This is a genomic window from Cellulomonas sp. KRMCY2, from assembly GCF_000526515.1.
Taxonomy (GTDB): domain Bacteria; phylum Actinomycetota; class Actinomycetes; order Actinomycetales; family Cellulomonadaceae; genus Actinotalea.
In genome coordinates this window covers 639,381-651,507 of record NZ_JAGF01000001.1, presented here as the reverse complement: position 1 = coordinate 651,507, position 12,127 = coordinate 639,381, and the positions used below count along the sequence as shown (strand labels likewise).

Here is a 12,127-nt window from a genome sequence, read left to right as displayed (position 1 = left end):
CTCCTGTCGTCCTGCGGTGATGCGTCGAGCGGACCGGTCGGTCAGACCGGGGTGACGTTGGCGATGCGGTGCACGGCGACGGTCAGCTCCGCCTCGCGCTCGGCGTCGACCGCGCGCACCCGGCCCGCGTCGACCCGCAACGGACGCACCCGGCGACGCTGGGTGATCCCCTCGGGCCCGACGAGCTCGAGCCACACCTCACGCCCCTCGGCCGCTGCCTGCCGCAGCAGGGCCAACGACAGGACCGGGTCAGGTGTTCCCTCCGGGTCGACGACGTCGCGCACGGCGTCCGGCTCGGTGCCGGGCAGGATGGCCAGCTCACGACGGTCGGCACCGAACAGGTCCTTGACCACGCGTCGCAGCCTGCGCTCCATCGCCTGGTCGGCGAGCGTCGCTGCCGCTGCGCTGGCCGCGCTGCCCGGCGTCGAGCCGGTCCGGCGCGACCGGGGCCCGCGGACCCGCCGCGGCGCCGCCTCGGTGAGCACGAGCCGGCCGGCGGCGTCCTCGGTCACCGGCGCGAGGCCGCGCTCGCGCAGCGCGGCGAGCAGGGTGGCGGGGCTCGCCTGGGCCGCGATCACCGTGGGTGCGAGGCGCAGCAGGCCGAGGCTGCGCAGGGCCTTGTCCTCGACGAGCCCGGCGAGCAGGGTCGGGTCGTCGGCGCGCAGGTAGGACGACGCGATGCCCACCCGGACGTGACCGTGCCGTCGCGCCGCGTCGAGGACGAGGTACTCCAGCGGCTGGGGCACCCCGGAGCGGGCGTGCCGGGAGAGTGCCGACAGCAGGTCCTCTGCCGACCGGCCCGAGTCGAGGGCCGCGCGGATGCTGGACTCGGTGAAGCGCACGGTCAGGCCGGCCCCGCGGGACTCGACGTCCGCTGCCTGCTCGAGCAGCTCGGCGAGCTCGGGCGACGGCCGTCCCGGCACGATCCCGGTCAGGTCGCCCTGCAGCAGGACCTCGTCGACGGCGACCGGCAGGGCGCGCGCGAGCACGTCGGCCGCGTCGGCTGCGCCGGCGACCAGCGCGCGTCCCGCACTGCTGATCGCGCCTGCGCCCACCAGGCCGAGGACGCCGGCCTCGCGGAGCACCGCCTGCACCGCCGGCAGCGGCGGGGCGGCGCGCGGGGTGCGCCAGCAGAGCACCTCGTGCACCTGCGCGGGGTCGAGGGCCGTCGGCGCGGCCGGTGTCCCGGCGTCCGCCAGCACCGTGAGTGCCGCCGTCCGCAGCCGCGGCGCCCAGGGCCTGCGCGACTCCGGGTCGAGGGCCGCCCGCAGACTGCCCCGGTCGTCGCGTGAGCCGACCAGCCACGCGGCCCGTTCGGTCGTCAGCCATGCCTCGGCCAGCGCGTGCCAGCGGCCGGGCAGCGGCAGTCGGAGCCAGTCGTCGGTGTCGAGGGTCGGCGCGAACGACGGCGGGTCCCCACCGTCGTCGGCGAGCAGTCCCGCCGCGCCGGCGAGCTCGACCGCGAGGGCTGCCGTCTCGTCGGTGACGTCGAGCTGGCCCGCGAGGCGACGCAGCTCCCGGGAGCCGAGCCCGCCGGACCGCAGGACGGGCGGCTGCTCCTGTCCCCACCGGACCAGGACCTCGCGGGCCAGACGCACCGCTTCCTGCGCGTGCTGGGCCGACTCGGCATCGACGGTGCTCGGCTGGACAGCTGTGCCGTCGGGTGCCGGTGCCACCGGCGGCCGGGCGTGCGTCCGGCCGCCGCGCAGGGCGAGCGCGACCTCACGGGGCAGGACGACGTGCTGCGGATCCCCGATGGCGAGCAGCCCGTGGCGCAGCAACCACTCGACGGCGGTGCGGGCCGGTGTCTCGGAACCGGCGACGCCGGCCGGTGACCGTCCGACCGGCGGGCCCCAGGCAAGCGCGTCGAGGACCGCCCGGGCGCCGGGAGGCCCGGCGTCGAGCAGGGCCGCCACGACCGTCGGCTCGGCGAGGTGTGCCGCGAGCCGGTCCAGATCCGTCGCGTCGTCCGGGGCCGGGCCGTCCGGTGCGGGCAGCGCGACCTCGGCGGCGAGCCGGGCGATCGCGTCGGTCGAGCGCCGGGCGAGGGAGGCGGCGAGCGTCGGGCCGAGGCCCGCCGGATAGGGGCCCAGGACGTCCGCGAGACCCGGCGTCGGATGCAGCGCGAGCTCCGGGAGCGCGGCCGGGTCGGTCGGCGAGGAGGCCAGGATCTCGGCGCCCAGCGGCTCGTCGGTCCACACCAGAGCCAGGTCGTGCGCGGTGCGCACCGAGCCCAGGACCTGCGCGACGTCCAGACCGACGGCACGGGCGACGCGGTCGACGGTGACGCCGCGGGCGGCAGCCGGGTGGCCGGTCGGGTCGAGGGCCAGCACGGCCTCGAGGACGGCGAGCACCTGCGCGTCGACGCCGGCGAGCGCGCGGTCGAGGCTCGCCCGGTTCGCTGCCCGTGCCGCGAGCGTCCGGACCGACGAGGGCGGGGGAGCGGCCAGGTCGGGGCGCGCTGCAAGGAGCGCGATCAGGCCTGCCTCGCCGCGTGCCCTGAGGTGCTGCGTGAACGGGGCCATCCGGACAACGATACGCGGGGCCCGGTGCCGCGGGTCCCGCCGCAGCACGATCCGACGCTCGGCGCCCGCCTGCGGGGCCGGTGCGTGCGATGCGGCCGGCGCGCGACGCGGCTGGTCAGGCTCGGGCGAGCCGTTCGAGGCCACCGATGGCGAGCTCGGCGGCGAGCCGGGCCTCGGGCCCGGGGGCGTGGCCCGCCTCGACGCGGGCGATGCAGTGGCTGACCAGGCTCATCAGGAGGGCGAGCACGGCCTCGTCGGGCTCGGTGCCGGGGCCGCCGGCGCCGAGGTCACGGATCGCCGCGGCGAGCGGTGCGGCGCTCTCGCGGTGGCCGGTGAGCAGCGATGCCTGGACGTCGGCCGGCAGCTCCACCCCGGTGAGGGCCGCAGCCAGGCGATGGTTGCCGGCTGCGGCGCTGCCGGCGGCTGCGGCGAAGTATGCGCGGACGAGGTCCTGCGGCGCTGCGGCGTCGCCGGTCGCGTGGCTCAGCGCAGCGCGCCACCGGTCGAAGCCCTCGAGCACCAGCGTGACCAGCATCTCGTCGGCCGAGGCGAAGTACGCGTAGACGGACGGTCGGGCGAGTCCGCTCCGCGCCGCGACGGCGGTCACCGTCACCGCGGCACCACCGCGCTCGAGTGCGATCTCCTCGGCTGCTCGCAGGATCACGGCGCGCTGCTTGGCGCGGTGCTCCGCGATCGTCGGCTCGGTGATCTTCGGCATGGTCGACCCATCATCGCGCACGGTGCCCGGAACCGACGAGGCGTTGCTAGGGTCTCGACAGGACTGTCGGCAAGACCCTTCCCCATCGCATCCCAGGAGACCTCGTGGAGATCGTCAAGAACGTCGCACTCGTCCTGCACTTCATCGGGCTGGCGAGCCTCATCGGCTCCTTCCTCGTCCAGGCCAAGGCGTCGCACAAGCGGGTGGACCCCGCGATGCTGCACGGTGCGCTCACGCAGCTGGTCACCGGCCTCGTGCTGGTCGGCGCCAACCAGTCGCTCGGCGAGGAGGTCGACAACGCCAAGATCGGCGTCAAGCTCGTCGTCCTGCTCGTGATCGGCGTGCTGGTCTGGCGCAAGCGCAGGGCGCGCTCGATCAGCACCGGTGAGTGGGGCGCCATCGGTGGTCTGACCATCCTCAACGTGGTCATCGCCGTCTTCTGGTGACCATGGAGACCGGCCGGCCGGAGCCGCTCGCGGCGAACCGCTGAGTGCCGGGCGACGGTCAATCGCGACGACGGCGCCCCTGCTGGCCGGTAGCCTGGGCACTGTCCGACGTCCCGACGACCCATCAGGGGTTCCAGTGCCCACCGGCAAGGTCAAGTGGTTCGACGCCGAGCGCGGCTTCGGCTTCATCGCGAGCGACGAGGGCGATGAGGTGTTCCTGCATGCCTCCGCCCTGCCGGCCGGCGCCGCGGCCCCGAAGCCCGGCACCAAGGTCGACTTCGGTGTGGCTGACGGTCGTCGCGGCCCCCAGGCGCTGTCGGTCAAGCTGCTCGACCCGCCGCCCTCGGTCGCCAAGGCCCAGCGCAAGCCGGTCGACGACATGGTGGTCATCGTCGAGGACCTGATCAAGCTGCTCGACAACGTGGGCAACAGCATGCGTCGCGGGCGGTACCCGGAGAAGGGCAAGGCGACGCAGATCGCCACCATGCTCCGCGCCGTGGCCGACGACCTCGAGGAGTGACGATGGCCACCGCGACGAAGGACGCCGTGCTGTCCGGTGCGGTCGACCTTGCGCGCGCCGCCGCTCAGGCGGTCGCCGAGGGGGCCGATCTGGTCGGCGAGTACCTCGGAGCGGTCATGGCGGGCGAGCGGCTCGTCGCGCACCGGTTCGCCTCGACGGCAGCCGGCTACCGCGGCTGGCACTGGACAGTCACCCTGGCCCGCGTCCCGCGCGGCCGGGTCGCGACGGTCTGCGAGGTCGACCTCCTGCCCGGGGACGACGCGATCCTCGCCCCCGCGTGGGTCCCGTGGTCCGAGCGACTGCGGCCCGGTGACCTCGGGCCCGGCGACGTCCTGCCGTACCTGGCGGACGACGACCGGCTCGAGCAGGGCTACGAGGCCGCCGGCGATGCCGACGTCGACGAGATGGTCATCTTCGAGCTCGGGCTCGGCCGCGAGCGCGTGCTGTCCTGGCAGGGACGCTCGGACGCCGCGACACGCTGGTACGCCGGCTCGCACGGGCCCACGGCGCCGACGGCTGTCGCTGCCAGCGCGCCGTGCTCGACGTGTGGCTTCCTGCTCCTGATGGCCGGATCGCTGCGCACCGAGTTCGGCGTCTGTGCCAACGAGTGGTCGCCGGACGACGGGCGCGTCGTGAGCATGGACCACGGCTGCGGCGCACACTCCCAGACCGATCTCGCCGAGGCGCCGAGCGACTGGCCGGACCCGGCGCCGGTGGTCGACGAGATGGACCTCGAGCTGGTCCGGCTGCTGGACACCGAGGCGGAGGCCGCCCAGGCGGAACAGCCCGGGCTGGTGAGCGAGGCGGAGGCCGCCCAGGTGGAGCAGCCCGAGCTGGCCACCGAGGCCGACGACGCCCCGGAGCCCGGGCCGGTCGCCGACGACGCGTGAGCCCCGACCCGTTCGGTACCGCGGGCCTGCGTGCCGCGGTCCTGGCGGCATGGGTCGCCCACCCCGCCCGGTTCCGTGAGGACGCCAACGCGGAGGAGGACCACGGCCGCGGGTACTACCGCGACCGGGTGGTCGTCGAGCTCGCCCAGAACGCGGCCGATGCTGCGGTGCGGGCCGGGGTGCCCGGCCGTCTCCTGCTCCGGCTGACGACGACCGGGTCGGGCGGCACGCTCGTCGCAGCCAACACCGGGGCGGTGCTCGACGCGGCTGGTGTCGCATCCCTGGCCTCGCTGCGCGCATCGGCCAAGCGCAGTGCGGTCGGCCCGGCGCCGGAGGGCCACGTGGCGGCGGCCCCGACGGTCGGCCGGTTCGGGGTCGGCTTCGCAGCCGTGCGGTCGGTCGCCGACGAGGTCGTCGTCGCCTCGACCTCGGGTGCCGTGCACTTCTCGCTCGAGCGCACCGCGGAGCTGCTGGCCCGGGACGTGCCGCCCGACCTGACCGCCGAGGTCGACCGGCGGCACGGCTCACTGCCCGCGCTGCGCCTGCCGTTCGCGGTCGACGGGCCGGTCGACCTCGTGACCGGCGCCTGGGACACCGCTGTCGTCCTGACGTTGCGCGACCTTCCGGCCGTCGAGCAGGTGCGCTCCCAGCTCGAGGCCGTCGGCGACGCCCTGCTGCTCGCGCTGCCCGGTCTCGCGGCGGTCGAGGTCGACGTCGACGGCCGGTTCCGTGAGGTCCGGGACGTCACCGAGCGGTGGGTCGTCGCGAACCGCAGCGGGAACCTCGACCCGCGACTGCTGGCCGACCGGCCGGTCGAGGAGCGGGACCGGACCGGCTGGCAGGTGACCTGGGCGGTGCCCCGTCGCGGGACGACGGCCGAGCACGCGGCGGTCGTGCACGCGCCGACGCCGACCGACGAGCCGTGCACGGTCCCCGCGCTCCTCGTGGCCACGTTCCCGCTCGACCCGTCGCGACGTCACGTCGCTCCCGGACCGCTCACGGACGTGCTCGTCGCGCGGGCCGGCGAGGTCTGGGCCGAGCTCCTCTCGGCGTGCCGGGACGAGCAGGAGCGCGATCGCGGGGCGCCGGACCGTACCGGTCACGGCACCGCGCCGCACCCGCTCGACCTCATCGTCGGCGGCCTTCCGGCCGGTGCGCTCGACTCCGCGCTGCGTGAGGTGGTCGTCGAGGCGTCCCGCCGGGTGCCCGTGTTCAGCCCGGTGGACGGCGGACCCGCGCTGAGCGCCGGCGAGGTCGTCGTGCTCGACGGGCCTGCAGGCCGCGACCCTGCCGTCCTGCGGGTGCTCGGGGCGTGGCTCCCCGGCCTGGTCGAGATCGGCTCGCACCATCGGCACCTCGTCCGTCTGCTCGACCTCGCTACCACCGAGCTGGGCGACGTCGTCGACGCGCTGCCGACCACCGAACCGGACCGGCTGATCGCGCTGTACGACGCCTTCGCGGCCGCCGACAGCAGCACGCTCGAACAGCTGGCCACGCTCCCGGTGCTGCTGGCCGACGGTCGTACGGTCCGCGGCGCACGCGGACTGGTCCTGCTCGACGAGGGTGTCGACCCGGCTGCCGTCCGCTCGCTCAACCGCTGGGGGCTGCGCGTGGTCGAGCCCCGTGCGGCGCACCCGCTGCTCGAACGCCTCGGCGCGACCAGGGCCGACGCCGCGGCCCTGCTGCGTCACCCGGTGCTGCGTGAGCGCGTCCTGGGCGGCGACGTCGAGGACGACGTGGCCGACGTCGAGACCCTGGTCGAGGGCGACGACCTCGCGGTCCGCCGGGACGGCGAGGGCGGCTCGCGCCGGACCGACCCGACCGCGCTGGTCGTGCTCGGGCTCATCAGCGCCGTGCTCCGGGCCGGCGTGACCCCCGATCGGGAGCCGTGGTTCGGCGAGGTGCTGCTGCCCGCGGCGGACGGCGAGCTGGTCCCGGCGAGCGGGCTGGTGCTCCCGGGCTCACCGGCCGCGCAGTGGTTCGACCCGGAGGTGCTGCCCCCGCTCGATGCGAGCCGGGTCGAGCGCTGGGGCGCGGCCCTCGAGGTCGTCGGGGTGCGCAGCGGTCTGACTGTCGTCAGCGTGCACGCCGGGGACGACGAGTCCGCAGCGCGCAGCGAGGACGACGGGCTGCTGTCCGACGCGCTGGACGGCTGGGACGAGTACCTCGACCTGCTCGGACCCGACGTCGCGACGGCCACCGAGCTCCACGCGGTCGCCGACCTCGACGCGGTCCGCGACGAGGCGTGGCCCGCGGTGCTGCACGCGCTGGTCGCGGGCGAGGCCCGCCGTGCCCTGATCGCACCGGTGCGCCTGCCGGACGGCGGCACCGCCCCGTCCTACACCGCGTGGTGGCTGCGTCGGCGCGGTGGGCTGGGCCTCGACCGGCCGTTCGCCCTGCCCGACGCCGCAGCCGGCCCCGGCGCGACTCGCGGACCCGGTCAGCGGGCCGTCGCCGCCCTGCTCGGTGAGGCACCGGCCGTCGTCGCCGGGCTCGACGCCGAGGTGCTGGGTGTGCTCGGGGGCGTCGCCGACACCGCGGACCTCGACGAGGCCGGCTGGGCCGACGTGCTCGATGCGCTGCCCGTCGTCGCCGAGCCGGTCGACCTGGCACTGGCTGTCGAGATCTGGCGCGGCCTGGCCCGCCGCGCGGTGCGCGACCCGGGCTTCGCGATCGACCTCGAACGGGTCAGCGTGCTGCCGGCCCTGGTCGACGACGGCCACGGCCGCCCGAAGGCCGTCGTCGTGCCGGCGGACGAGGTGGCCGTCGCGACGCCGATGTGGGCCCAGCACCTGCGGGCCGGCCCGTTCGTCGTCGTACCGCCGTCCGCCGCCTCGGCCATGGCCGAGGCGCTCGACGCCGACCTCGCCGCCGAGCGGGAGGCCGGTGCCGTGACGTCGGTCGGCAACGTGGTGCCGACACCCGAGGTGATCGGTGCGGTCTTCCCGGCGGCACCTGCGACGTGGGTCGAGCACGAGGACCTGCTGGTCGACGGCGAGCCGGTCGACTGGTGGGTCGTCGAGCCGGAGGTCCCCGGCGGGTCGCCGACCGTGCACGCCGCCACGACGGACGGTCTGGTGCGCGGCCTGGCGCACGTGCTCGGCGCCTGGCATGCCGCGAGCATCGAGCGGCTGCTCACCGACCCGGCGTCGGCCCCTGCGGTGCTCCTGGACCTGGCCGGCCAGGAAGAGCCGTGAGCCGGGCCGGCCGGTCGGTCGGCACGGGCGGCGACCCCCAGCAGGCCTCGCGTCGTCCCGGCGCGGCCCGCACGGCGGCGCTCGCGGTCTACCTGCCGGCCCTGGTCTTCGAGATCGGGATCGGCGCCGTCCTGCCCGTGGTCGCCCTGAGCGCGACGGCCCTCGGCGCCTCCCTCGCGACGGCCGGCCTGATGATCGCCCTGCTGGCCGTCGGGCAGATCGTCGGCGACATGCCGGCGGGGGCTCTGGCGGCGCGGATCGGCGACCGACGGGCGATGCTCGTCGCGGCGGCGCTGTCCGTGCTCGCCCTCGCCGGGGCGGCCCTCGCGCAGGACGTGGTCGCGCTCGGCGTCTGCATGCTCGCGCTCGGTGCGACGAACGCGGTGTTCACCCTGGCGCGGCACTCGTACCTCACCGAGGTGACGCCCGTGCTCCGTCGGGCCCGGGCGCTGTCGACGCTCGCCGGCGTCCAGCGGATCGGCACCTTCATCGGCCCGTTCGCCGGTGCCGGGCTGATCCACCTGACCGACCTGCGCGCGCCCTACTGGCTGGCGGTCGGCACGTCGGTCGCCGCCGCCGTCGTGGTCGCCGTCGTGCCCGACGTCGCGGGCGGCCGGGCACCTGTCACACGCGTCTCGACCTGGCGGGTGCTGCAGGACCACCGCCACGTCTTCGCAACCCTCGGCATCGCCGTGGTCCTGGTCGGCGCCGCCCGGGGCAGCCGCCAGACCGTCCTGCCGCTGTGGTCGGAGCACCTCGGGCTCGCGCCCGCCACCACGAGCATCGTCTTCGGCCTGTCCGGGGCCGTGGACATGCTGCTGTTCTACCCGGCCGGCAAGGTCATGGACAGGTTCGGCAGGCTGTGGATCGGCATCCCGTCGATGCTCGTGGTGGCGGTGGCCTTCGTCCTGCTGCCGCTGACCGACGGCTTCGGCTCCCTGACCCTCGTGGCGATGCTGCTCGGCCTCGGCAACGGCATGGGCTCGGGCATCCTGATGACTCTCGGGTCGGACGTCGCGCCGCCGGCGACCCGGTCGCGGTTCCTCGGCATCTGGCGCCTGCTGCAGGACGGCGGCAGCGCGGGCGGGCCGCTGATCGTCGCCGGGGGTGCAGCCCTCGGGTCGCTGGCAGCCGGGATCGCCGCGATGGGCGGGGTCAGCCTCGCGGCCGCGGCGGCGCTGGGCCGCTGGACGCCCCGGTTCTCGGTGCACGCGAACCGGACGTCGCGCCGTCGAGCCCTGGCGTCAGGGGTGTCCGAGCAGCTGGTGCGACCGCGCCTGGTGCCGTCGCTCCCAGACCAGGGCGAGGAAGCCGAGGACCAGGCCGGTGGCGCTGATCGCCACGGCCCGCCAGCTGACGACCGTCGCGACGGCCAGGGCCGTCGTCACGACGAGCGCGACGGCCCACAGGGCGATCCCGAGCCAGAAGACCCTACGCAGGTCGAGCTCGAGCGGTCGTAGCCGGCTCGGGCTCAGCAGGCTCGGACGTCGCTCGTGCTCCATGGCGCCCACCCTAGCGACGCCCCGGCGCCGGGCAGCCACCAGGGCGACGGCGCCGACGACGGCCCCGAGGGTGTTCATCAGGACGTCCTGCGGTGTGGGGACGCGCTCGGGGAAGAACGCGAGCTGGGAGAGCTCGATCGCGGTGGAGAACGCCGCACCGAGCGGCACCGCCGTCCACGCCGGCCGGCGCATCGCGAGCGGTACCAGGATGCCGAACGGGACGAACATCACGACGTTGGCCACGGCCTCGACGACGGTCAGGTCGATCGCCGTGGGCAGTCCGATCGTGTGCAGCCGGGCGAGCAGGCCGGTGAGCCAGTCGAGGTCACCGGGATCCGCCAGCCGGGGCCACTGGGTGACCCGCAGGACGAGGAGCAGGTAGACCGCCAGGGCGATCCGCAGGGTCCGCAGGCCCCTGGTCGGATCGCGTTCGAGAACGCTCTCACGCGTGGCGCGACTTTCTGCCACTCTTGGCGCCATGACGCAGACCTCCACCCCCACGTCGACGCGCCCCGTTGGACGCGTCGACTCCTATTTCAAGATCACCGAGCGCGGTTCGACCATCGGGACCGAGGTCCGCGGCGGTCTGGTGACCTTCTTCACGATGAGCTACATCATCGTGCTCAACCCGATCATCCTCGGGTACGTCCAGGACGACGGCGGCACGGGCAACTTCCTCGGTGGGGGCGCCGAGCCGAACGTGGCAGCCATCGCCGCGGCAACCGCGCTGATCGCCGGCCTGCTGTCGATCCTCATGGGTGTGGTGGCCAACTTCCCGCTGGCGCTCGCCGCGGGCCTCGGCCTCAACGCCGTCGTCGCCTACTCGATCGCCTCGCTGCCCGGCATGACCTGGCCGGACGCGATGGGCATCGTCGTGCTCGAGGGCCTGATCATCCTGGTCCTGGTCCTGACCGGCTTCCGGACGGCCGTCTTCAAGGCCGTCCCGGTCGAGCTCAAGATGGCGATCTCGGTCGGCATCGGCCTGTTCATCGCGTTCATCGGGTTGTTCGACGCCGGCTTCGTGCGGATCCCGTTCGCGCAGAAGACCCCGGTCGAGCTGGGCGTCGCCGGGTCGCTGGCCGGCTGGCCGCTGCTCGTCTTCGTCGTCGGCCTGCTCCTGGCGATCGTCCTGATGGTCCGCAAGGTCCGCGGTGGCATCCTCATCGCCATCGCAACCGCGACCGTCTTGGCCGTTGTCATCGAGGCGATCGCCAAGGTCGGTCCGATGAAGGACCCGAGCGGCGCCGTGATCAACGCAACCGGGTGGGAGCTGAACAACCCGGCCGTGCCGGACGGCGGCATCGTCCAGGCCCCGGACTTCTCGCTGCTCGGCCAGTTCTCGCTCTTCGGCTCGATCGAGAAGATCGGCTTCATCGCCGTCGCGCTCCTGGTCTTCTCGATCATGCTCGCCGACTTCTTCGACACGATGGGCACGATGGTCGCCGTCGGCGGTGAGGCCGGTCTGCTCGACGAGCAGGGCAACCCGCCGCGGACCAAGCAGATCCTGGTCGTCGACTCGATCGCAGCGGCCGCCGGTGGCGCGGGCAGCGTCTCGTCGAACACGAGCTACATCGAGTCCGCCGCGGGCGTCGGCGACGGCGCACGCACGGGCCTGGCGTCGGTGGTCACGGGTGTCGCGTTCCTGCTCGCGACCTTCCTGGCTCCGCTGGTCGACATGGTGCCGTTCGAGGCGGCCACCCCGGCGCTCGTCGTCGTCGGCTTCCTCATGGTCATGCAGGTCTCGGGGATCGACTGGAAGAACTACGAGGTCGCCATCCCGGCGTTCCTGACGATCGTCCTGATGCCGTTCACCTACTCGATCACGGTGGGCATCGGGGCCGGCTTCATCGTCTTCGTCGTGATCAAGCTCGCGCTCGGCAAGGTCAGGGCCGTGCACCCGCTGATGTGGCTGGCCGCGGCCCTGTTCGTCGTCTACTTCACCCTCGGCCCGATCAAGGACCTGATCGGGATCTGACCCGGCACACGCCGACGGCCCCGCGAGCACGGCGGGTTCTCACGGTCGCTGCACCACCTCGTTCCTGGGGAAGTGCAGCGACCGTGGTCGTTTCTGGGTGTCGTGAGCGGTTCGTGGTGGAGCTTGATCGTGTCGGGTCGGTGACGGTGGCGCCCCGAGTGGTCGGCGAACCGGAACCCCCGCCCCCCGCCCCCCGCCCCCCCGCCCCCCGGAGTTGGGCTTGTGCGGAGTCCGGGTAACACCAGGCGCTACTGAGACTCCGCACAAGGGCTGCACTTGAGCGGACGGCTGGAGGTCGGCTCGGCGAGCACCTGGGCGGGGCCGTCCGTCGCCGCCTGGCGGCCCCGCAGAGAC

Annotated in this window: 8 protein-coding genes and 1 pseudogene; 6 read left to right on the top strand and 3 right to left on the bottom strand. The window is 74.6% G+C overall.

Going from position 1 to position 12,127, the window contains the following annotated elements; translation table 11 throughout:
* Nucleotides 1–41: 41 nt before the first annotated feature.
* Both K415_RS0103225 and K415_RS0103220 read right to left on the bottom strand, forming a co-directional pair.
* Complete coding sequence (locus K415_RS0103225) at nt 42–2,525, bottom strand: helicase-associated domain-containing protein (protein ID WP_029663051.1); 2,484 nt, start codon at nt 2,523–2,525, stop codon at nt 42–44.
* Nucleotides 2,526–2,640: 115 nt separating this feature from the next.
* The gene (locus K415_RS0103220) at nt 2,641–3,243 is read right to left on the bottom strand and encodes a TetR/AcrR family transcriptional regulator (RefSeq protein WP_024285669.1); all 603 of its coding nucleotides are present in this window, start codon (nt 3,241–3,243) and stop codon (nt 2,641–2,643) included.
* A 104-nt stretch (nt 3,244–3,347) separates the two neighbouring features.
* Here K415_RS0103220 and K415_RS0103215 point away from each other — a divergent pair, with 104 nt between their 5' ends.
* From K415_RS0103215 to K415_RS0103195, 5 genes and pseudogenes are all read left to right on the top strand, one after another.
* On the top strand, nt 3,348–3,689 hold the full coding sequence (locus K415_RS0103215) for a hypothetical protein (RefSeq protein ID WP_024285668.1): 342 nt from the start codon (nt 3,348–3,350) through the stop codon (nt 3,687–3,689).
* Between the two features lie 136 nt (nt 3,690–3,825).
* Nucleotides 3,826–4,209 (top strand): cold-shock protein, encoded by a 384-nt coding sequence (locus tag K415_RS0103210; RefSeq protein ID WP_024285667.1) that lies wholly within the window; start codon nt 3,826–3,828, stop codon nt 4,207–4,209.
* Nucleotides 4,210–4,211: 2 nt separating this feature from the next.
* Entirely contained in the window at nt 4,212–5,099 is an 888-nt protein-coding gene (locus tag K415_RS0103205) for a DUF3027 domain-containing protein (RefSeq protein ID WP_024285666.1), read from the top strand.
* The gene (locus K415_RS0103200) at nt 5,096–8,296 is read left to right on the top strand and encodes a sacsin N-terminal ATP-binding-like domain-containing protein (protein ID WP_024285665.1); all 3,201 of its coding nucleotides are present in this window, start codon (nt 5,096–5,098) and stop codon (nt 8,294–8,296) included. Before K415_RS0103205 ends, K415_RS0103200 begins: the two co-directional genes overlap by 4 nt.
* Nucleotides 8,293–9,516, top strand: a pseudogene (locus tag K415_RS0103195) (MFS transporter); the annotation flags it as partial. The gene K415_RS0103200 and the pseudogene K415_RS0103195, both read left to right, overlap by 4 nt.
* 24 nt (nt 9,517–9,540) lie before the next feature.
* Here the strand turns inward: K415_RS0103195 and K415_RS25080 are convergent.
* The gene (locus K415_RS25080; protein ID WP_081784851.1) at nt 9,541–10,278 is read right to left on the bottom strand and encodes a VanZ family protein; all 738 of its coding nucleotides are present in this window, start codon (nt 10,276–10,278) and stop codon (nt 9,541–9,543) included.
* On the opposite strand from K415_RS25080, the gene K415_RS0103185 reads away from it, so the two are divergent.
* On the top strand, nt 10,277–11,773 hold the full coding sequence (locus tag K415_RS0103185; RefSeq protein WP_024285662.1) for an NCS2 family permease: 1,497 nt from the start codon (nt 10,277–10,279) through the stop codon (nt 11,771–11,773). The two genes, K415_RS25080 and K415_RS0103185, sit on opposite strands and share 2 nt — an antisense overlap.
* The last annotated feature ends 354 nt before the right edge of the window (nt 11,774–12,127 follow it).